The following is a 20140-nucleotide window of genomic DNA, read 5'->3' on the forward strand; positions in this document are numbered from 1 at the left end:
TAATTGCTCAACAGCCGAAAAATATTCACGAGCTATCTGCATAGCAACGAAAGGCGATGTTCATGAAGCGTTGATGGCAAATCACTGGATGGCCACCCGCGACGCAAAAAAATACCCCTCGGAGAGGGGTACTTGGGCCAGTGCTGGCAGCGCTGCCTAGCGGTATGGCGAGGCAGCTTAGGGTTGCGGCTGAGTCAGCTTACAGCTGCGGGCCGGCGGCCTTGATGGCGTCGGAAACTTCGAACTTCTTGAAGTTTTCGATGAACAGCTTGGCCAGGCCTTGGGCTGCAGCATCGTAGGCAGCTTTGTCAGCCCAGGTAGCGCGTGGGTTGAGCAGTTCGGTCTCAACGCCTGGAACGACCTTCGGCACGTCCAGGTTGATGATGTCCAGGTGCTCGGTTTCGGCGCCGACCAGAGCACCGCTCTGGATGGCGGCGATCACGCCACGGGTGGTCGGGATGCTGAAGCGCTTGCCAACGCCGTAGCCACCACCGGTCCAGCCGGTGTTGACCAGGTAGACTTTCGAGCCGAAGGCATTGATGCGCTTGATCAGCAGCTCGGCGTACTCGCCAGCTGGGCGCGGGAAGAACGGCGCGCCGAAGCAGGTGGAGAAGGTCGACTTGATGCCGCCACCCGAACCCATTTCGGTGGAACCGACCAGCGCGGTGTAGCCGGACAGGAAGTGGTAGGCCGCCTGCTCGTTGTTCAGGATCGAAACCGGAGGCAGAACACCGGTCAGGTCGCAGGTCAGGAAGATGACTGCGTTCGGCTCGCCACCCAGGTTGGCTTCGGCGCGCTTGGCAACGTGCTCCAGCGGGTAGGCGGCGCGGCTGTTCTGGGTCAGGCTGACATCGGCGTAGTCGGCGTGCTTGTTGGCGTCGAGCACGACGTTCTCCAGCACGGCGCCATGCTTGATGGCCTTCCAGATGACCGGCTCGTTCTTCTCCGACAGGTCGATGCACTTGGCGTAGCAGCCGCCTTCCATGTTGAAGACAACGCCTTCGCCCCAGCCGTGCTCGTCGTCACCGATCAGGTAACGGCTTTCGTCGGCCGACAGGGTGGTCTTGCCAGTGCCGGACAGGCCGAAGAACAGGGTCACATCGCCCTCTTCGCCGATGTTGGCAGCGCAGTGCATTGGCAGCACGTCGGCAGCCGGCAGCAGGAAGTTCTGCACCGAGAACATGGCTTTCTTCATTTCGCCGGCGTAGCGCATACCAGCGATCAGCACTTTCTTCTGGGCGAAGTTGATGATGACGCAGCCATCGGAGTTGGTGCCGTCACGCTCAGGCTCGCAAACGAAGTTGGCGACGTTGAGGATCTGCCACTGGTCGCGACCGGCCGGGTTGAACTGGCCTTGCTCCGGGTTGATGAACAGGCAACGGCCGAACAGGTTCTGCCAGGCGGTCTGGGTGGTCATCTTCACCGGCAGGTAGTGCTCGGCTGCAGCCCCTACGTGAACGTAGGAAACGAAGTGATCCTGGGCGTTGTTGAACGCCTCGACGCGCGCCCACAGGGCATCGAACTTGTCAGCCGGGAACTTGCGGTTGATCGGGCCCCAGGCAATGGCAGCCTGGGTGGAAGGTTCTTCGACGATGAAACGGTCAGCCGGCGAGCGGCCAGTACGGTGGCCAGTTTCGACTACCAGTGCGCCAGTATCGGCCAGCACGCCTTCACCGCGTTGCAGCGCTTCTTCAACCAGCTTATCGACGCTCAGGTCGGTGTACACGGTGTTGTTGGCTTGCGTCATGAGATACCCCATCCGGCCCGAGGCCGAGTGCTCCAAACGTTTTGTAGTTGTCTCGAAAAAACTACTACAGCGAAAAAAGTGGCCGGATTATGCCAGAAACGCCCAAAAAAAGTAGGCCCCTCCTGTCAGAACTGCGCTTTTGCGCAATTCGACAGGAGATTCACCTGAACTTAAACGTTTCAGTGGCGAGTTTCTGACGCCGCTTCCGTGCCACCACCGGCAAACAGTTGCGCCACATCGCTGGCATCGAAGAAATAGCGCTCGTTGCAGAACTGGCAATCGATCTCTACCTTGCCACCGCATTCTTCCACCAGCGCCTTGGCGTCGTGCTCGCCCAGGCTGACCAGCGCATTGCCGGAACGCTCCCGCGAGCAGCTGCAGTTGAAGCGCAGCGGCTGGATGTCGAACAGGCGCACGGCATCCTCATGGTACAGGCGGTGCAGCAGGGTTTCGTTGCCTTCGGCCCACTCCTCGGGCTTGAGGGTCTTGGCCAGGGCGATCACGTGCTGCCAGCTGTCTTCGCGTTCTTCATCGTCAGGCTGGCGATCGCGTGGCAACTGCTGCAGCAGCAGGCCACGGGCCTTGCCCTCGGCGGCGTTGAGCCAGAAACGGGTGTTCAGCTGCTGCGACTGGACGAAGTAGTTGGTGAAGCATTCCGACAGGTTGGCACCATCCAGGTCGACGGTGCCCTGGTAGCGCTGACCCTTGACCGGGTCGATGGTCAGGGTCAGGTGGCCGTCGGGCATCAGTTGCCCCAGGGTGGCATCGGCCTGGATCTGGTCGGCTTCGTAGCGGGCCATGCCGCGGATATCGCGCTCGCCCGAGCATTCGACCATCAGCAGTGGAATCGGCCCTGCCGAGCGCGCCTGCAGAATCAGCAGGCCGTCGAACTTCAGCGCGCCCACCAGCAAGGCCGTGGCGGCCATCAGCTCGCCGAGCAAGGTCTGCACCGGCTGCGGGTAAGGGTGACGCGCCAGCACCGCGGCGTAGCTGTCATCGAGCGACACCCACTCGCCGCGCACATCGCGCTCGTCGAAGATGAAACGTTGGGTGAAATCGGTATCAGGCAAATCGCTCATAGGTTTTGGCTATCTGAAAATGATGACAAAATGGTTACAAGGGATATCCAGAACGGCGAAATCCCCTGGTAGAGCACCCACAAGGTGCTCCGATATCTGTTTGCAATAGAGGTATTTTATGGACAATCGACCACTGTTCCAAGCAAGGTGGTCTTGGGGGCCACTGGCAGCCTGTACGCTGCTACCCATCGCTCTACTGTGTTTCTGGTTATGGCCTATTGGCCAGATCCTGTGCCTGACTTTCGACGAATGGCTGTTCCACAGCCTCAATGCGCCCCTGGCTGACAACACCGCCTGGCGCTACATCTGGACCGTTGGCAGCCTGCGCCCCTTCGATATCGTCGTCGGCCTGATCCTGCTGACCGTGCTGATCCGCGGCAACTGGGTGTTCAAGGCCAACCAGGTTCGCGAGGCCTTCTTCGGCTTTCTCGTCACGCTGATTCTATTAGTGGTGATTCGCGCACTGTTTTCCAAGTGGGTGGATGCAATGGGTTGGCAACATGACAGCCCATCGATGGTGTTCGACAACGTGGTGCACCTGAGCAGCTACTACCCGAACCTGGAAAAAGCCTGGGAACTCAAGGACCGCTCCAGCAACAGTTTCCCGGGCGACCACGCCTCGGTGCTGCTGATCTGGGCGCTGTTCATGAGCCTGTTCAGGCGCCGCCTGGTGCAGCACCTGGTGACCTGGGCACTGGCCTTCCTGTTCATGATGCCGCGCCTGGTGGCCGGTGCGCACTGGGGGCAGGATGACTATATCGGTGGCTTGCTGATGGCGGTGCTGGCACTGGGCTGGAGCTGCCATACGCCGCTTGCGGCCAAGGGCAGTGCCCTGCTGCTGCGCTGGACGGCGCCGTTGTTTGCGATTGCCCGCAAGGTGCCGGTGGTTCGGCGGTTGGCCGTCATTCGGTGAACTTGGGGCCGCTTTGCGGCCCATCGCGACCTTTGGTCGCTCCTACCAACACGATTCCCTGTAGGAGCGACCGGAGGTCGCGATGGGCCGCAAAGCGGCCCTCATCACTCAAAACTCCCATGCAGCAGGTGAATCTGCCGCCGCTGTTTCTTGGTCGGCCGACCATCGGTCGTTACCCCCATCGCCCCCGCCTTGCGCAACTCGGCCGCCTGTTCGCGGCGGCGCACGCTGTCCTCGGTTTCCTCATACAACGTCTGCGCCTCTGGCGCCCCACGCCGCACCACCGATAATGCCCTGACCACCACGGTGCGCTCGTCGAACCCGGTGCGCAGCACGAATTCATCGCCCACCCGCGGCTCCTTGCCCGGCTTGCAGCGCTCCCCCCTGCAATGCACCTTGCCACTCTCGATGGCGGCCTTGGCCAATGCGCGGGTCTTGTAGAAGCGCGCCGCCCACAGCCACTTGTCCAGGCGTACCTTGTCGTCGTCCTCGGCTTTTTGTGCCATGGCGTTTCCTCGAATTCTGTCTTTCATCGAACTGTACTACCTTCACTAACGGATGCAAAAAGTCCCCGTCGTGCTTACAGTTCACCACCTTATCCGCAGGGTGTGCTTCGTGAAGAAATTTGACCATCTGACAGTGATTGGCCTGCGTGAGTGGGTAGCCCTGCCCGACCTCGGCGTGGCGGGCCTGCGCGCCAAGATCGACACCGGCGCCAGCACCTCCAGCCTGCATGCCACCGAGGTGGAACCGTTCGAGCGCGACGGCCAGCCCTGGGTGCGGTTCACCGCGCACCTGGGGTCAGTGGTGCAGTTGCGCCACCGCCGCTGCGAAGCGCCGCTGGTCACCATGAAAACCATCAAAAGCTCCAATGGCCACGCGCAGACCCGCTACGTGATCCGCACGTCGCTGGCCCTGGGCGATGCCGTGTGGGAGGTCGAGTTCACCCTCGCCTGCCGCAAGAACATGCGCTACCGCCTGCTGCTGGGCTCCAAGGCGCTTATCCAGGGCCAGCTGGTGGTGAACCCTGGCGTGAAGTACGTACAAGACAAACCGGCCTATCCGGCCACCCTATCTCCTGTCACAGGTGCTGCATGAAGATCGCTGTGCTGTCGCGTAATCCGCGTCTGTATTCCACCCGCCGCCTGGTCGAAGCCGGCACCCAGCGGGGCCACGAAATGGTGGTGATCGACACCTTGCGTGCCTACATGAACATTGCCAGCCACAAGCCGCAGATCCACTACCGCGGCAAACCGCTGGAAGGCTTCGATGCGGTGATCCCGCGCATCGGCGCCTCGGTCACCTTCTATGGCTGCGCGGTGCTGCGCCAGTTCGAGATGATGGGCGTGTACCCGCTCAACGAGTCGGTGGCCATCGCCCGCTCGCGCGACAAGCTGCGCTCGCTGCAATTGCTGTCGCGGCGCGGCATCGGCCTGCCGATCACCGGCTTTGCCCACTCACCGGACGACATCCCCGACCTGATCCAGATGGTCAATGGCGCCCCACTGGTGATCAAGGTGCTCGAAGGCACCCAGGGCATCGGTGTGGTGCTGTGCGAAACCACCAAGGCCGCCGAGTCGGTGATCGAGGCGTTCATGGGGTTGAAGCAGAACATCATGGTGCAGGAGTACATCAAGGAAGCCGGCGGCGCGGACATTCGCTGCTTCGTCGTCGGCGACAAGGTGATTGCCTCGATGAAACGCCAGGCCAAGCCTGGGGAGTTTCGCTCCAACCTGCACCGAGGCGGCGTGGCCAGCCTGATCAAGATCACCCCCGAGGAGCGCATGACAGCCATTCGTGCGGCCAAGGTGATGGGCTTGAGCGTGGCGGGTGTGGATATCCTGCGCTCCAACCATGGGCCCTTGGTGATGGAGGTGAACTCCTCGCCTGGGCTGGAGGGCATCGAGGTGACCACCGGCAAGAACGTGGCCGGCATGATTATCGAGCACCTGGAGAAAAATGGCGGGCCGAATCAGACCCGGACCAAGGGCAAGGGCTGAAATGCATCGCGAGCTGCACTCGCTCCTACCAAGCCTTCACGGCCCTGTAGGAGCGAGCGCAGCTCGCGATAAGGCTCAAAACCTCACACCGCATTACGCGGCAACAACAACCCCAACGGCAACTTGACCCGCGCCTCGATCCCGCCACCGGAACGGTTGCGCAATTCCACGATGCCGCCATGCTGCGCAGCAATGCGCTTGACGATCGCCAACCCAAGCCCAGTCCCCTTGCCGCCGCGGGCACGGTCACCACGGATGAACGGGTTGAAGATGGTTTCCAGCTCCGACTCGTCGATACCGGTGCCACGGTCGAGCACGCTGAGCACCACGTAGGGCGCGCTCTCGTCGCCAGACACATAGGCCGCAACCTCCACGCCCTTGCCCGCATGGTGCAGGGCATTGCCAATCAGGTTGCCCAGCATGCGCTTGAGCGACACCCGGCGCAGCGGGAACGGCGGAATCGGCTCCAGGCACAAGCGCACCCGTTCTTCCGGCTGGTTGTACGGCGCCACCACTTCGCGCACCAGTTCGGCGAAATCGATCTCCTCCACCGGCTCGTCCCGGCCATCGCGAATGAACGCCAGGAACTGGTCGAGAATCGCGTCCATGTCCTCGATGTCGCGCACCATGTCGTCGCTCAGCTCACTGTCGCTGTCGAGCAACGACAACGACAGCCGCAGCCGGGTAAGCGGCGTGCGCAGGTCATGGGAAACCCCCGCCAGCATCAGCTCGCGCTCGCGCCCAGCCTGCTCGACGTCCTCGGCCATCTGGTTGAACGAGCGGTACACCTCGGCCATCTCGCTGGGCGTATCGCTGATCGGCAGGCGCACGCTGCGCCCCTGGCCCACTTGCCGGGCGGCGAACACCAGGCGTTTGAGCGGTTGGTTCAGCTGGCGCACGAAAATCCACGCCGACGCCGTGGACAACAGGCCGATGGCCAGGAACCAGCCCAGCACGTTCCAGATTTTCTGCCCACGCAGCGGGTGCGGGTACAGCGGCACCTTCAACCAGCCAGGGCCAAGGCTCGGGGCATTGACCCACAGCGCCGGTGGCGCATGGATGCGCAGGCGCACCTCGGTGTTCTCACCCAGCTCGGCCTGCATCTGGCGCTGGTAGATTTCGCTGTACGGCCAGTGCTGCTCCCCCTCCGGCACGCCGGAACCGGTGACGCGGATCAGCCCGGCCGCCTCGGCGATCTTGTCACGGTTTTCTTCATCCGCCGCCCAATAGGCGCGCAGGGTCAGTGCCACGCCGTGGCTGTACTGCCGATCGACCAGCACGTCCTCGTTCATCAGCAGGTAGACCAAGGTCAGTGCCTTGGAGAACAGGACAACGATCAGCACCAGCCACAGGGTGCGGGCAAAGAAACTTTGCGGGAACCACAGCGGTGTTTTCATCGACGGCGAAGCATCATTTGCCGGCGTTTCCGTCTGGCACGAACACGTAGCCCACGCCCCATACCGTCTGGATGTAGCGCGGCTTGGACGGGTCCGGTTCGATCATGCGGCGCAGGCGCGACACCTGCACGTCGATGGAGCGCTCCAGTGCATCCCACTCGCGGCCACGGGCCAGGTTCATCAGCTTGTCGCGGGTCAGCGGCTCGCGGGCGTGCATCACCAGCGCCTTGAGCACGGCGAACTCGCCGGTGGTCAGCATGTGCACTTCATTGCCACGCTTGAGTTCGCGGGTGGCCAGCGACAGCTCGTAATCACCGAAGGTGACCGTTTCGTCCTCGCTGCCCGGCGCGCCCGGCACGCTCGGCGCCTGGCGGCGCAGCACGGCCTTGACCCGCGCCATCAGCTCGTCGGGGTTGAACGGCTTGCCCAGGTAATCGTCGGCGCCCAGCTCCAGGCCCTTGATACGGCTCAGCTCGTCGCCCTTGGCGGTCAGCATGATGATCGGGATCTGGTTGTTCGACTGGCGCAGGCGGCGGCAGGCGGACAGGCCGTCTTCGCCGGGCAGCATCAGGTCGAGCACCACCAGGTTGAACACTTCGCGCTGCAGCAGGCGGTCCATCTGTTCGGTGTTGGGCACCGCGCGGGCGCGGTAGCCCTTGCTGGCGAAGAAACGCTCCAGCAGGCTGCTGAGCCCCGGATCGTCGTCGACGATGAGAATCTTGTCACCTTCTGCGGTGTTTGCGGTGCCGGTCATGAATAACTCCTCTGATATCGCCGCGCATTATGGCGTAGCCAATGCCGCGCGTGCCGTGAGCATTGTTAGCAGATTTTTCCCCGGGCGCCACTTCCGGCTGGCCGGGCGCCATCACCGCAAGCGGTTCACGATGGGTATAATGCGCCGCTTTCATCCAGCGCCAGCAGGCGAACGGCCGGCCGGCGACCCCCGTATTCAGACATGTCAGGTGGTACTCATGGACAGCATCAACAGCCGAATCGCCGAGGAACTGGGCGTACGCCCCCAGCAGGTCGAGGCGGCCGTAGGCCTGTTGGACGAAGGCTCGACCGTGCCCTTCATCGCCCGTTACCGCAAGGAAGTCACCGGTAGCCTCGACGACACCCAGCTGCGCCACCTGGAAGAGCGCCTGCGTTACCTGCGCGAACTCGACGAACGCCGCGCCAGCATCCTTTCCAGCATCGAGGAACAAGGCAAGCTGACCCCGGAGCTGGCCCGCGAGATCAAGCTGGCCGACACCAAGACCCGCCTCGAAGACCTTTACCTGCCGTACAAGCAAAAGCGCCGCACCAAGGGCCAGATCGCCCTGGAAGCCGGCCTTGGCGCACTGGCCGACGGCCTGTTCAACGACCCGAACCTGGCCCCGGAAAGCGAAGCGGCGCGCTTCGTCGACGCCGAAAGAGGCGTGGCCGACGTCAAGGCCGCCCTGGAAGGCGCCAAGTACATCCTCATGGAGCGCTTCGCCGAAGACGCCGCCCTGCTCGACAAGCTGCGCGGCTTCCTCAAGCAGGAAGCGGTGCTCAGCGCCCGCGTGGTGGCCGGCAAGGAAGAGGAAGGCGCCAAGTTCCGCGACTACTTCGCCCATGACGAACTGCTGCGCAGCGCCCCGTCGCACCGCGCCCTGGCCATTTTCCGCGGGCGCAACGAAGGCGTGCTGAGCGCATCGCTGAAGGTGGGTGAAGAACTGCCAGGCACCCTGCACCCCTGCGAGCTGATGATCGGCACCCATGTCGGCATCGAAAACCGCAGCCGCCCGGCCGACAAATGGCTGGGCGAGGTGGTGCGCTGGACCTGGAAGGTCAAGCTCTACACCCACCTGGAAACAGACCTGTTCGGCGAGCTGCGCGACAACGCCGAAGGCGAGGCGATCAACGTCTTCGCCCACAACCTGCACGACCTGCTGCTGGCCGCCCCGGCAGGCCCGCGCGCGACCCTGGGCTTCGACCCAGGCCTGCGCACCGGCTGCAAGATCGCCGTGGTCGATGCCACCGGCAAGCTGCTGGACTACACCACGGTCTACCCGCACGCACCGAAAAACGACTGGGACCGCACGATTTCCATCATGGCCGCGCTGTGCGCCAAGCACTCGGTGGAGCTGATCGCCATCGGCAACGGCACCGCCAGCCGTGAAAGCGACAAGCTGGTGGCCGAGCTGGTGAAAAAGTACCCTGCCCTGAAAATCACCAAGATCATGGTGTCCGAGGCCGGCGCCTCGGTGTACTCCGCCTCCGAGCTGGCGGCCCGGGAATTCCCCGACCTCGACGTGTCGATCCGTGGCGCCGTGTCCATCGCCCGCCGCCTGCAGGACCCGCTGGCGGAACTGGTGAAGATCGACCCGAAATCCATCGGTGTCGGCCAGTACCAGCATGACGTGTCGCAGATCAAGCTGGCCCGTGGCCTGGACGCCGTGGTCGAGGACTGCGTGAACGCCGTGGGCGTCGACGTCAACACCGCGTCCGTGGCACTGCTGACGCGCATCTCCGGCCTCAACGCCACCCTGGCGCAGAACATCGTTGCCCACCGTGACGCCAATGGCCCGTTCGCCACCCGTGCGGCGCTGAAAAAGGTCAGCCGCCTGGGCGAGAAAACCTTCGAGCAGGCCGCCGGCTTCCTGCGCGTGATGAATGGCGACAACCCGCTCGATGCCTCCGCCGTGCACCCTGAGGCCTACCCGCTGGTGCAGCGCATTGCCGCTGGCACCGAGCGTGACATCCGCTCGCTGATCGGCGACAGCGGCTTCCTCAAGCGCCTGGACCCGAAGAAGTTCACCGACGAAACCTTCGGCCTGCCAACCGTCACCGACATTCTCCAGGAACTGGACAAGCCCGGCCGCGACCCGCGCCCGGAGTTCAAGACCGCCACCTTCCAGGAGGGCGTCGAAGACCTCAAGGACCTGGAGCCCGGCATGATCCTCGAAGGCGTGGTCACCAACGTGACCAACTTCGGCGCCTTCGTCGACATCGGCGTGCATCAGGACGGCCTGGTGCACATCTCCGCGCTGTCGGAGAAGTTCGTCAAGGACCCACGCGAAGCGGTGAAGGCCGGTGACGTGGTGAAAGTGAAGGTCATGGAAGTGGACATCCCGCGCAAGCGTGTCGGCCTGTCCATGCGCATGAGCGACACCCCGGGCGAGAAAGTCGAAGGCAACCGCGGCGGCAACCGTGGCAACGGCGGCAACCGCCAGCAGCAGGCGCCGCGCCCGCGTGAAACCGCCACCGCAGCCCCGGCCAACAACGCCATGGCCGCCCTGTTCGCCAACGCCAAGCAGCTGAAGAAGAAGTGATGGAGATCCCCAAGGACTTGGTCCAGAGCGCCTACAGCCAGTTGCTGGGCTGCCGCGTGCAACGCCTGGATACCGGCGTTGCCGAGGTGGCCCTGGCGCTTGAGCCGCAGCTGCGCAACCGTGGCCAGAAGCTGCACGGCGGGGCGATCTTCAGCCTGGTGGACATTGCCATGGGCCTGGCCTGCTCGGCCAGCCATGGCTTCGACCAGCAGAGCGTGACCATCGAATGCAAGATCAACTACCTGCGCGCCGTCAGTGACGGCGAGGTGCTGTGCACGGCGCGTGTGCTGCACGCCGGGCGCCGCACCCTGGTGGTCGACGCCGACGTAGTCCAAGGCGACAAACTGGTGGCCAAAGCGCAAGGAACCTTCGCGGTTCTCTAGCTCACCAAGGGGTATCTGCGGTATTTTTCGGCAGTGCGCTGGCACTGCCGGAACCGCGTAAACCAGGCGACAACGCCAGTTCCTTTCTTCCTACCCTTGTAGACCGTCATCTCTACCCCCATATTGGGGCGACTGACGCGTGAAGGAATACATCTTGAGCGACCTCCTCAACCGCCGCCTGAGCCTGCTCGGCGCCAATCTTCCCCTGCTCAAGCAGTGCCTGCACGGTATTGAGCGCGAATGCCTGCGCGTAACCGATGAAGGTCGCCTGGCGCAGACGCCACACCCCGAGGCCTTGGGGTCGGCGCTGACCAACGAGCAAATCACCACCGATTATTCCGAGTCGCTGCTGGAGTTCATCACTCCAGCCCTGGCAGACCCGGCCAAGGTGCTCGAAAGCCTCGAACAGACCCACCGCTTCGTCTACGGCAAGCTCGCTGGCGAATACCTGTGGAGCCCGTCGATGCCTTGTGCGCTGCCGGCCGAGGAAGACATCCCGATCGCCGAGTACGGCAGCTCGAACATCGGCAAGCTCAAGCATGTGTACCGCAAGGGCCTGGCCCTGCGTTACGGCCGCACCATGCAGTGCATTGCCGGCATCCATTACAACTTCTCGCTGCCCGAAGCGCTGTGGCCCCTGCTGCGCGAAGCCGAAGGCAGCCAGGAAAGCGACCGCGACTACCAGTCGTCGGCGTACATTGCGCTGATTCGCAACTTCCGCCGCTACAGCTGGCTGCTGATGTACCTGTTCGGTGCCTCGCCGGCCCTGGACAAAGGCTTTTTGCGAGGCCGCCCGCACCAGCTCGAAGAGCTCGACGGCGAAACCCTCTACCTGCCCTACGCCACCAGCCTGCGCATGAGCGACCTGGGCTACCAGAGCAATGCCCAGGCCGGCCTGACGCCGTGCTACAACAACCTCGCCAGCTACACCGACAGCCTGCGCAAGGCGGTGGGCACGCCCTACCCGCCCTATGTCGAGGTGGGTACGCACGTGGACGGCGAGTGGGTGCAGCTGAACACCAACATCCTGCAGATCGAGAACGAGTACTACTCGAATATCCGCCCCAAGCGCGTCACCTACACCGGCGAGCGGCCAATCCAGGCCCTGACGTCGCGCGGCGTGCAGTACGTGGAAGTGCGCTGCCTGGACATCAACCCGTTCCTGCCGGTGGGCATCGACCTGACCGAGGCGCGCTTCCTCGACGCCTTCCTGCTGTTCTGCGCCCTGGAAGACAGCCCGCAGCTGGACAACGGCGAATGCGGCCAGTGCACCAGCAACTTCCTCACCGTGGTCAAGGAAGGCCGCCGTCCGGGCCTGCAACTGCACCGCGACGGCCAGCCAGTGGGCCTGGGCGAATGGGCCAGCGAACTGATCGGCCGCATTGGCCAGTTGGCTGAACTGCTCGACCGCGCCCAGGGCGGCGAAGAGCACGCCAAGGCCCTGGCGACCCAGCAGGCCAAGGTCGATGACCCGTCGCTGACCCCGTCGGCCCAGGTGCTGGCACGCATGACCGAGCACGACGAGAGCTTTATCCAGTTCTCCCTGCGCCAGAGCCGCCTGCACGCCGAAACGTTCCGCGAACAGCCGTTGTCCGCCGAGCAGCAACAGCATTTCGAAACCCTCGCCCGCGAGTCGCTGGCCAAGCAGTCGCAGCTTGAGCAGGAAGAAGTCGGCGACTTCGACCTGTTCGTCGGTGCCTACCAGGCCAGTATCCTGGCGATCAGCAACTGATGAACCGCAGCCCCTCCCCGCGCCGGCCACGGGCCAGCAGCCAGGCCAGGATCGACGCGATCCTGGCCGCGGCCCGCGAGCTGTTGGCGGGCCAGGGGGTGGCGGCGCTGTCGATCTACAGCGTGGCCGAGCGGGCGCAGATCCCGCCATCGTCGGTGTATCACTTCTTCGCCAGCGTGCCGGCCTTGCTGGAGGCGTTGACCGCGGATGTGCATCGGGCGTTTCGCGAAGCCTTGGGCGCGCCGATCGACAGCAGTGGGTTTGCCAGCTGGCACGCGCTGTCGCGCGTGATCGAGCAACGCATGCTGGACATCTACAATGAAGACGCTGCCGCACGGCAGCTGATTCTGGCCCAGCACGGGCTGAGCGAAGTGGTGCAAGCCGACCGCCAGCACGACATGGAGCTGGGCGTGCTGATGCACCAGCTGTTCGACCAGCACTTCCACCTGCCGGTGATGCCGGCCGACGTGGACGTGTTCGCCCTGGCGATGGAATTGAGCGACCGGGTGTATGCGCGCTCGGTGCAGTTGCACGAGGCGATCACACCGCGCATGGCCGAGGAAGGCAAGCGGGTGTTCGAGGCGTATCTGGGGCTTTATTTGCCGCCGTTTCTGGCCAAGCGCTGAGCGGCCCTTCACTGTAGGAGCGAGCGCAGCTCGCGAATGGGCTGCAAAGCAGCCCCGGCGTGATCAGCCGCGAAGCTGAAACCCTGGGGCCGCTGCGCGCCCCATCGCGAGCTATGCTCGCTCCTACACCCGAAGGGCCGCGCAGCGGTGCCAATCACAGCTTGGCAATAGACACTTCAGTCGATTTCACAAAGGCAATCACCTCGCTGCCCACCTGCAGCTCCAGCTCGCGTACCGAGCGGGTGGTAATCACCGAGGTGACGATGCCGGAGGCCGTCTGCACGTCGATTTCCGACAGCACTGGCCCTTCGAGGATTTCCTTCACGGTGCCTTTGAACTGGTTGCGCACGTTGATCGCTTTGATGGTCATGGCTTGTTTCCTTTTCTATGGCTTCAGTCGGGTAAGTGAGTGATTCAGTGCGCCCAACGCAGCTGCGTGGGCAAAGGGGCTACAGGGTCCGGTTCGGGCGCGATGCCCGGTACCGACAGCACACGGTTGAGCACTTCGCTTTCCAGCGCGGCCAGGCGGTGCGAACCACGCGCCCTGGGCCGGGCCAGGTCGACGTTGAGGTCCAGGCCAACTTCGCCGTCCTCGATCAGGATCACCCGGTCAGCGACGGCTACCGCCTCGTTGACGTCGTGGGTCACCAGCAGCACGGTGAAGCCATGCTGACGCCACAGGCGTTCGATCAGTTGCTGCATCTCGATGCGGGTCAGCGCATCCAGCGCGCCCAGCGGTTCGTCCAGCAGCAACAAGCGCGGCTGGTGGATCAGTGCACGGGCCAGGGCCACACGCTGCTTCTGGCCACCGGACAAGGCCGCCGGCCATTCGTTGGCGCGGTCGGCCAGGCCTACCGCCTCCAGGGCATCCAGCGCCCGTTGCTGCCAGTCACCACGCAGGCCCAGGCCGACGTTGTCGATGACCTTCTTCCAGGGCAGCAGGCGCGCGTCCTGGAACATCAACCGGGTTTCCTCGCGGGCATCGGCCAGCGGTGCGGCGCCGGCCAGCAATTCACCGGCGGTAGGCTGGTCGAGCCCGGCCAGCAGGCGCAGCAAGGTGCTCTTGCCACAGCCGCTGCGGCCAACGATGGCGACGAACTGGCCAGCCGGAATGTGCAGGTCGATGCCCTTGAGCACTTCGCGCTGGCCAAAAGCCTTGCGCAGGCCGTTGCTGGCCAGTGGAATGCCACGCAACAGGCGCGGGGGTTGTTCCTTGAGCACGGTCATCATGCGCCCTCCTTCTTGGCAACCTGGTAAGCCGGGTGCCAGCGCAGCCACACCCGTTCCAGGCCGCGGGCTGCCAGGTCGGCAAGCTTGCCGAGCACGGCGTACAGGACGATGGCCAACACCACCACGTCGGTTTGCAGGAACTCACGGGCGTTCATTGCCAGGTAACCGATGCCGGCATTGGCCGAGATGGTTTCAGCGACGATCAGGGTCAGCCACATGAAGCCCAGGGCAAAGCGCACGCCCACCAGAATCGACGGCAGTGCCCCAGGCAGGATCACCTGGCGGAACAGGCCGAAGCCGGACAGGCCATAGCTGCGGGCCATTTCCACCAGCGCCGGGTCGACGTTGCGGATGCCGTGGTAGGTGTTCAGGTAGATCGGGAACAACGTGCCAAGGGCGACCAGGAAAATCTTCGCCGACTCGTCGATACCGAACCACAGGATCACCAGCGGAATCAGCGCCAGATGCGGCACGTTGCGAATCATCTGCACCGAGCTGTCGAGCAGGCGTTCGCCCCAGTTCGACAGGCCGGTGATAAAGCCCAGTACCAGGCCAATGCTGCCGCCAATGACGAAGCCCAGCCCGGCGCGCCAGCCACTGATGGCCAGGTGGGTCCAGATCTCGCCGCTGCGCACCAGCTCGACACCGGCGCTGACCACCGCGCTGGGTGCCGGCAGGATGCGCGTCGACAGCCAGCCGGCGCTGACCGCCAGTTGCCAGGCGGCCAGCAGCAGGACCGGCAGCGCCCAGGGCGCCAGGCGCTGGCTCAGGGTTGTGGAAGTTGCACGACTCATGGTCCGGCCCTCAGCTCTGTGCGACGGACTTGGGCAGGATGTCGTTAGCGACCATTTCACCGAACGGGCTTACATAGCCCCCGGCCTTGGGCTGCTCCGGGCGCTGCACGTCCAGGTGCGGGAACAGCAGCTCGGCCACGCGGTACGACTCTTCCAGGTGCGGGTAGCCGGAGAAGATGAAGGTGTCGATGCCAAGCGCCGCGTATTCCTTGACCCGGGCCGCCACGGTGGGGCCGTCGCCAACAAGCGCGGTACCGGCGCCGCCACGTACCAGGCCAACCCCGGCCCACAGGTTGGGGCTGACTTCCAGCTTGTCGCGGTTACCGTTGTGCAGGGCCGCCATGCGCTGCTGGCCCACCGAGTCGAAGCGCGCCAGCGAGGCCTGGGCACGGGCGATGGTGTCGTCGTCCAGGTGCGAGATCAGCTTGTCGGCAGCCGCCCAGGCTTCGTCGTTGGTTTCCCGCACGATCACGTGCAGGCGGATGCCAAAGCGCACTTCGCGGCCTTGTGCGGCGGCTTTCTCGCGCACCTGGGCGATTTTCTCGGCAACCGCGCTTGGCGGCTCGCCCCAGGTCAGGTAAAGCTCCACCTGCTCGGCGGCCAGGTCCTGGGCGGCCTCGGACGAGCCACCGAAGTACAGCGGCGGGCGTGGTTGCTGGATCGGTGGGTAGAGCAGCTTGGCGCCTTTCACCTGAAGGTGCTTGCCGTCGTAGTCGACCGTTTCGCCTTCAAGCACCTTGCGCCAGATGCGGGTGAACTCCACCGAGGCTTCGTAACGCTCCTGGTGGTTCAGGTGCAGGCCATCACCGGCCAGTTCGTCCGGGTCGCCACCGGTCACCAGGTTGAACAGCGCACGGCCGTTGGACAGGCGGTCGAGGGTTGCGGCCTGGCGTGCGGCCACGGTTGGCGAAATGATGCCAGGGCGCAGGGCAACCAGGAATTTCAGGCGTTGGGTAACCGGAATCAGCGAGGCCGCCACCAGCCAGGAGTCCTCGCAGGAGCGCCCGGTGGGGATCAGCACGCCGCCAAAGCCAAGGCGGTCGGCGGCCTGGGCGATTTGCTGCAGGTAGCCGTGGTCGACTGCACGGGCGCCGTCGGAAGTGCCCAGGTACTTGCCGTCACCGTGGGTGGGGAGGAACCAGAAAATGTTAAGGCTCATTGGAGTTGTCTCCTCAAGGGTGGCTCAGCCGGGGCGGTGCCCCGGCGCAGGCGAATCAGTCAAGGCGCGCTGGCGACCTTGGCAGGGGGTGTCCAGATCACGTCCTTGATGCTCAGCGGCTTGGGAATCAGCTTGAGCGCCTGGAAGGTGTCGGCAATCTTCTGTTGCGCGGCGATCACCTGCGGGGTCAGCGGCGCAGCGCCGTAGCCCTGGCGTTTCACCGAGGTCAGGGTGATGTCGGCGGGCAGGCCGAGCAGCGGCGCTACCTGCTGGGTAACTTCCTGCGGGTTGGCCTGGGACCACTCGCCAACAGCGCGCACTTCGTCGATCAGGGTGCTGATCACCGCCGGGTGCTGGGTGGCGTAGTTGCGGGTGGCGAGGTAGAACTGGTGGTTGTCGACCAGGCCCTTGCCGTCACGCAGGGTGCGGACCTGCAGTTGCTGTTCGGCAGCCGCCTGGTACGGGTCCCAGATCACCCAGGCGTCGACGCTGCCACGCTCGAAGGCGGCGCGGGCATCGGCAGGTGGCAGGTACACAGGCTGGATGTCGCTGTACTTGAGGCCTGCGTCTTCCAGGGCGCGAACCAGCAGGTAATGGACGTTGGAGCCTTTGTTGAGGGCGACTTTCTTGCCTTTGAGCTCCTTCACCGACTGAATCGGCGAGCCCTTGGGCACGAGGATGGCTTCGCTGTGCGGGGCGGGCGGCTCGTAGGCCACGTAGAGCAGGTCGGCACCGGCTGCCTGGGCAAACACAGGCGGGGTTTCGCCGGTGACGCCAAAGTCGATGGAGCCAACGTTCAGGCCTTCGAGCAGTTGCGGGCCACCGGGGAACTCGGTCCACTGCACCTGCACGCCCTGCTCGGCCAGGCGCTTCTCCAGCGTGCCCTTGGCCTTGAGCAGCACCAGGGTGCCGTATTTCTGGTAACCGATGCGCAGGCTTTCTGCCTGGGCTTGGGTGATGGCGCCGAAGGAGACAGCCGCCGCAAACAGGGCGACCAGACCTCGACGCAAGAAGACTGTGCGCATGGCGCTCTCCTGATGCGATGGGGTTCGGGTTGCACCTGCTTGCCTCGTTGACGGGCGAGTAAGGTGGTGGAGCGAAGGCAGTGCCGGTTAGTGGTATCGGCGCTGCTGGGTGTTCGGTTGAAGAACATTACCAGCCTGTTTATATATCTAGAAATCATATTTTTTCATTTGTTTATTCCATTAAAGCCTATTTAATTCGCCAGGCGCCGCGCGCGCGCATCGCGAGCTGCGCTCGCTCCTACCAGGCATGACAAAACCCACAGGCATAAAAAAGGGCCGTCGAAACGGCCCGAATATCCCTGCTATGGCTAAGAGCAATGCAACGAGGAATTCATCAACGGTTAGGTTGCGGGGTCAGCCGCAGGTAAGGTTTCACCGCCCGGTAACCTTTCGGGAAGCGCTGCTTGATCTCCTCTTCGTCCTTGAGCGAAGGCACGATCACCACCTCGTCGCCGTCCTGCCAGTTACCTGGCGTGGCCACCTTGTGGTTGTCGGTGAGTTGCAGCGAGTCGATCACCCGCAGGATTTCGTTGAAGTTGCGCCCGGTACTGGCCGGATAGGTAATGGTCAGGCGCACCTTCTTGTTCGGGTCGATGACGAACAGCGAGCGCACCGTCAGGGTGTCGCTGGCGTTGGGGTGAATCAGGTCGTACAGGTCGGACACCTTGCGGTCGGCGTCGGCGATGATCGGGAAGTTGACCACGGTGTTCTGGGTTTCGTTGATGTCCTCGATCCACTTGTGGTGCGAGTCGACCGGGTCAACCGACAGGGCGATGGCCTTGACCCCGCGCTTGGCGAAATCGTCCTTGAGCTTGGCGGTCAGGCCCAGCTCGGTGGTGCACACCGGGGTAAAGTCGGCCGGGTGGGAGAACAGCACGCCCCAACTGTTACCCAGCCACTCGTGAAAGCGGATTTTGCCTTCGCTGGAATCCTGTTCGAAATCGGGGGCGATGTCGCCGAGTTTGAGGCTCATGGGTGCGGCTCCTGTGCTGTGTGCTGACCGTATGGGTTCAATGTGCCTGCATCCGATTAAAAACAAAAAGAATAAATAATGATTTATTTATAACCATTGCGCATACCAAATCGCAGGCACAAAAAAGCCTCGCACTAGGCGAGGCTTTCTGTGTGGCTACGGCTTACAGGAAGCTGTAAGTGTAGTTCACGATGAAGCGAGTCTGGTCCTGGTCGGCGCTAGCTTCGCCAGTACCACGGAACACGCCCTGGCGCAGGCTGAAGCCCAGGCCTTTGAGGGTGCCTTCCTGGATGGTGTAGTCGACGCGGGCGTCACGTTCCCACTCGTTGTAGGTGCCGTGGCCGCTCTTGTAACGAATGTCGTCACCGCGCAGGTAGGCAACCGAGGCCTTCAGGCCTGGAACACCCAGCGAGGCGAAGTCATACGAGTACTGGCCGAAGTTGGTGTTCTCGCCAGCACGGGCGAACTGGTTGATCATGCTGTCGGTGAACAGGTAGAAGCTGGAACCGCCAGCGCCTTCGTTGCGACCGTTGCCGTCAACCACGTTGCCTTGGTTCAGCCAGACGAAAGCACCGTCGTCGCTGACTTGCTGGCGACCCAGCATCAGCGCATGGCCACCCAGGGTGTAGGTGAACATGGCAGACCAGGTCTTGTTGTCGACCTTGCCGGTGTTCTTGGCGTAGCCACCGTTGTTGCTGAAGTTGAAGCCGCCGCCGTGGCCGTTGTTGCCATCGCTGCTGCTGTCGAAGTAGCGCAGGTCGGTCTTGAACGACTGGTTGTCAGCAATCTTGAAGACGTGGGTGGCGCCCAGGAAGTGCTGCTTGTAGAAGTCTTCCAGGTTCGAGTAGTAGTACTGCAGGGTCAGGTCTGGAGTGAGCTTGTAGTCCAGGCCGCCGTAGCGGAACTTGTTGCTGTCTGCAGTCGCGCCAGCGACCGACAGGCCAGTACGGTTGCTCGACGCACGGCCCATGGCGTGGGTCAGCTGACCGGCGTTGATGGTCAGGTTGTCGATTTCCTTCGACTGGATGGTGCCACCCTCGAAGGTTTGCGGCAGCAGACGACCGTCGTTGGAAACCAGGATCGGCAGGTTCGGCGCCAGGGCGCTACCGAAGTGAACTTCGGTCTTGGAGAAGCGAGCCTTGGCGTTGGCGCCTACGCGCGCCCACTGGCCGACAGCCGAGCCGTCGGAATCGCTTGGGAAGAAGCTGCTGTTGTCTGGGTGCTTGCCGCGGCCGCCATCCAGGTGAATACCCCACAGGGCCTGGGCGTCGACGCCGAAGCCTACGGTGCCTTCAGTGAAACCGGAGATGTAGTCGAGCTTGAAGCCCTGACCCGATTCACGGTTGTCGGCGCCGCCTTCACGGTTGTCGTTGTTGAAATACATGGTGCGCGAGCTGAGCGACAGTTTGCTGTCTTCAACGAAACCGGCAGCGCCTGCAGATTGGGCGATAACCCCCAGTGCCACGGCCAGAGCCAGGCTGGACTTGTACATGTTTTGCTCCTCTACGTTCTAATTCTTGTGTATCTCTGGCGGCGGGATCTTTTGCCCCGCTCACCGTGGATGGGCGATTTAGCCCAAAACCGTGACCGTTTAGTCAATCATTTCCAAACGTTTCTCGACTTTGGTCTAAGACACTCCTGCGCTACAGGATAATGACAATCCTATAAATCCAAAATGACCGTTTTGTGAAATCCTAAGATTTTTACGGAATATCATCTGAACCTTTACTGCAAAACGTTGTATCGGCAGTTCGCAATCATACCTTTAGGTTATTTGCAAACGTTT

Annotated in this window: 19 protein-coding genes; 7 read left to right on the forward strand and 12 right to left on the reverse strand. The window is 63.3% G+C overall.

Going from position 1 to position 20140, the window contains the following annotated elements; genetic code table 11:
* Positions 1-199: 199 nt before the first annotated feature.
* Together F3J44_RS08220 and hslO are read right to left on the reverse strand one after the other, a co-directional pair.
* Positions 200-1747 (reverse strand): phosphoenolpyruvate carboxykinase, encoded by a 1548-nt coding sequence (locus F3J44_RS08220; protein WP_167062705.1) that lies wholly within the window; start codon positions 1745-1747, stop codon positions 200-202.
* 179 nt (positions 1748-1926) lie between these two features.
* Complete coding sequence (gene hslO / locus F3J44_RS08225; protein WP_167062709.1) at positions 1927-2826, reverse strand: Hsp33 family molecular chaperone HslO; 900 nt, start codon at positions 2824-2826, stop codon at positions 1927-1929.
* A gap of 118 nt (positions 2827-2944) precedes the next feature.
* Here hslO and F3J44_RS08230 point away from each other — a divergent pair, with 118 nt between their 5' ends.
* Positions 2945-3739, forward strand: coding sequence for a phosphatase PAP2 family protein (locus tag F3J44_RS08230; protein WP_167271643.1), 795 nt, complete (start codon positions 2945-2947; stop codon positions 3737-3739).
* A gap of 104 nt (positions 3740-3843) precedes the next feature.
* On the opposite strand, the gene F3J44_RS08235 is transcribed toward F3J44_RS08230, so the two are convergent.
* Entirely contained in the window at positions 3844-4245 is a 402-nt protein-coding gene (locus F3J44_RS08235) for an RNA-binding S4 domain-containing protein (RefSeq protein ID WP_167062715.1), read from the reverse strand.
* Positions 4246-4354: 109 nt separating this feature from the next.
* On the opposite strand from F3J44_RS08235, the gene F3J44_RS08240 reads away from it, so the two are divergent.
* Both F3J44_RS08240 and rimK read left to right on the forward strand, forming a co-directional pair.
* The gene (locus F3J44_RS08240; protein ID WP_167062718.1) at positions 4355-4837 is read left to right on the forward strand and encodes an ATP-dependent zinc protease; all 483 of its coding nucleotides are present in this window, start codon (positions 4355-4357) and stop codon (positions 4835-4837) included.
* Positions 4834-5739: a 30S ribosomal protein S6--L-glutamate ligase gene (gene rimK / locus F3J44_RS08245; RefSeq protein WP_015268602.1), complete on the forward strand. Its 906-nt coding sequence runs from the start codon at positions 4834-4836 to the stop codon at positions 5737-5739. The genes F3J44_RS08240 and rimK overlap by 4 nt, the downstream gene beginning before the upstream one ends.
* A gap of 83 nt (positions 5740-5822) precedes the next feature.
* Here rimK and F3J44_RS08250 read toward each other — a convergent pair whose 3' ends face one another.
* Entirely contained in the window at positions 5823-7136 is a 1314-nt protein-coding gene (locus F3J44_RS08250) for an ATP-binding protein (RefSeq protein WP_167271645.1), read from the reverse strand.
* Positions 7137-7149: 13 nt separating this feature from the next.
* Positions 7150-7890 carry a two-component system response regulator OmpR gene (gene ompR / locus F3J44_RS08255; RefSeq protein WP_167062724.1) on the reverse strand — a complete coding sequence of 247 codons (741 nt, stop codon included), beginning with the start codon at positions 7888-7890 and terminating at the stop codon, positions 7150-7152.
* A gap of 217 nt (positions 7891-8107) precedes the next feature.
* Here ompR and F3J44_RS08260 point away from each other — a divergent pair, with 217 nt between their 5' ends.
* From F3J44_RS08260 to F3J44_RS08275, 4 genes are all read left to right on the forward strand, one after another.
* Entirely contained in the window at positions 8108-10432 is a 2325-nt protein-coding gene (locus F3J44_RS08260; protein WP_167271647.1) for a Tex family protein, read from the forward strand.
* A complete protein-coding gene (locus F3J44_RS08265) occupies positions 10432-10815 on the forward strand; it encodes a PaaI family thioesterase (RefSeq protein ID WP_167062730.1) in 384 nt (127 codons plus the stop codon). The genes F3J44_RS08260 and F3J44_RS08265 overlap by 1 nt, the downstream gene beginning before the upstream one ends.
* 154 nt (positions 10816-10969) lie before the next feature.
* Positions 10970-12547: a glutamate--cysteine ligase gene (gene gshA / locus F3J44_RS08270; RefSeq protein ID WP_205299761.1), complete on the forward strand. Its 1578-nt coding sequence runs from the start codon at positions 10970-10972 to the stop codon at positions 12545-12547.
* On the forward strand, positions 12547-13173 hold the full coding sequence (locus tag F3J44_RS08275) for a TetR/AcrR family transcriptional regulator (protein ID WP_167271649.1): 627 nt from the start codon (positions 12547-12549) through the stop codon (positions 13171-13173). The genes gshA and F3J44_RS08275 overlap by 1 nt, the downstream gene beginning before the upstream one ends.
* 154 nt (positions 13174-13327) lie before the next feature.
* On the opposite strand, the gene F3J44_RS08280 is transcribed toward F3J44_RS08275, so the two are convergent.
* From F3J44_RS08280 to F3J44_RS08310, 7 genes are all read right to left on the reverse strand, one after another.
* A complete protein-coding gene (locus tag F3J44_RS08280; protein ID WP_003255829.1) occupies positions 13328-13543 on the reverse strand; it encodes a molybdopterin-binding protein in 216 nt (71 codons plus the stop codon).
* Positions 13544-13587: 44 nt separating this feature from the next.
* On the reverse strand, positions 13588-14403 hold the full coding sequence (ssuB, locus tag F3J44_RS08285; RefSeq protein WP_370526371.1) for an aliphatic sulfonates ABC transporter ATP-binding protein: 816 nt from the start codon (positions 14401-14403) through the stop codon (positions 13588-13590).
* Complete coding sequence (ssuC, locus tag F3J44_RS08290; RefSeq protein ID WP_159412850.1) at positions 14400-15197, reverse strand: aliphatic sulfonate ABC transporter permease SsuC; 798 nt, start codon at positions 15195-15197, stop codon at positions 14400-14402. The genes ssuB and ssuC overlap by 4 nt, the downstream gene beginning before the upstream one ends.
* Before the next feature lie 10 nt (positions 15198-15207).
* Positions 15208-16356 (reverse strand): FMNH2-dependent alkanesulfonate monooxygenase, encoded by a 1149-nt coding sequence (gene ssuD / locus F3J44_RS08295; RefSeq protein ID WP_167271651.1) that lies wholly within the window; start codon positions 16354-16356, stop codon positions 15208-15210.
* Between the two features lie 59 nt (positions 16357-16415).
* Positions 16416-17381, reverse strand: a complete 966-nt coding sequence (locus F3J44_RS08300; RefSeq protein ID WP_167062738.1) for a sulfonate ABC transporter substrate-binding protein — start codon at positions 17379-17381, stop codon at positions 16416-16418.
* 334 nt (positions 17382-17715) lie between these two features.
* On the reverse strand, positions 17716-18354 hold the full coding sequence (locus F3J44_RS08305) for a peroxiredoxin (RefSeq protein WP_016497546.1): 639 nt from the start codon (positions 18352-18354) through the stop codon (positions 17716-17718).
* A gap of 163 nt (positions 18355-18517) precedes the next feature.
* Positions 18518-19846, reverse strand: coding sequence for an OprD family porin (locus tag F3J44_RS08310; RefSeq protein WP_167062740.1), 1329 nt, complete (start codon positions 19844-19846; stop codon positions 18518-18520).
* Positions 19847-20140 lie beyond the last annotated feature (294 nt).

The organism is Pantoea sp. Tr-811 (genome assembly GCF_011752535.1).
In the GTDB taxonomy this organism is placed as follows: domain Bacteria; phylum Pseudomonadota; class Gammaproteobacteria; order Pseudomonadales; family Pseudomonadaceae; genus Aquipseudomonas.

Coding starts and splice junctions, on each gene's coding strand:
- rimK (WP_015268602.1), top strand. CDS start 4,834: ATGAAGATCGCTGTGCTGTCGCGTAATCCGCGTCTGTATTCCACCCGC.
- F3J44_RS08300 (WP_167062738.1), bottom strand. CDS start 17,381: ATGCGCACAGTCTTCTTGCGTCGAGGTCTGGTCGCCCTGTTTGCGGCG.
- F3J44_RS08235 (WP_167062715.1), bottom strand. CDS start 4,245: ATGGCACAAAAAGCCGAGGACGACGACAAGGTACGCCTGGACAAGTGG.
- hslO (WP_167062709.1), bottom strand. CDS start 2,826: ATGAGCGATTTGCCTGATACCGATTTCACCCAACGTTTCATCTTCGAC.
- F3J44_RS08260 (WP_167271647.1), top strand. CDS start 8,108: ATGGACAGCATCAACAGCCGAATCGCCGAGGAACTGGGCGTACGCCCC.
- F3J44_RS08275 (WP_167271649.1), top strand. CDS start 12,547: ATGAACCGCAGCCCCTCCCCGCGCCGGCCACGGGCCAGCAGCCAGGCC.
- F3J44_RS08250 (WP_167271645.1), bottom strand. CDS start 7,136: ATGAAAACACCGCTGTGGTTCCCGCAAAGTTTCTTTGCCCGCACCCTG.
- F3J44_RS08280 (WP_003255829.1), bottom strand. CDS start 13,543: ATGACCATCAAAGCGATCAACGTGCGCAACCAGTTCAAAGGCACCGTG.
- F3J44_RS08230 (WP_167271643.1), top strand. CDS start 2,945: ATGGACAATCGACCACTGTTCCAAGCAAGGTGGTCTTGGGGGCCACTG.
- ssuD (WP_167271651.1), bottom strand. CDS start 16,356: ATGAGCCTTAACATTTTCTGGTTCCTCCCCACCCACGGTGACGGCAAG.
- ompR (WP_167062724.1), bottom strand. CDS start 7,890: ATGACCGGCACCGCAAACACCGCAGAAGGTGACAAGATTCTCATCGTC.
- F3J44_RS08220 (WP_167062705.1), bottom strand. CDS start 1,747: ATGACGCAAGCCAACAACACCGTGTACACCGACCTGAGCGTCGATAAG.
- ssuB (WP_370526371.1), bottom strand. CDS start 14,403: ATGATGACCGTGCTCAAGGAACAACCCCCGCGCCTGTTGCGTGGCATT.
- F3J44_RS08310 (WP_167062740.1), bottom strand. CDS start 19,846: ATGTACAAGTCCAGCCTGGCTCTGGCCGTGGCACTGGGGGTTATCGCC.
- F3J44_RS08305 (WP_016497546.1), bottom strand. CDS start 18,354: ATGAGCCTCAAACTCGGCGACATCGCCCCCGATTTCGAACAGGATTCC.
- F3J44_RS08265 (WP_167062730.1), top strand. CDS start 10,432: ATGGAGATCCCCAAGGACTTGGTCCAGAGCGCCTACAGCCAGTTGCTG.
- ssuC (WP_159412850.1), bottom strand. CDS start 15,197: ATGAGTCGTGCAACTTCCACAACCCTGAGCCAGCGCCTGGCGCCCTGG.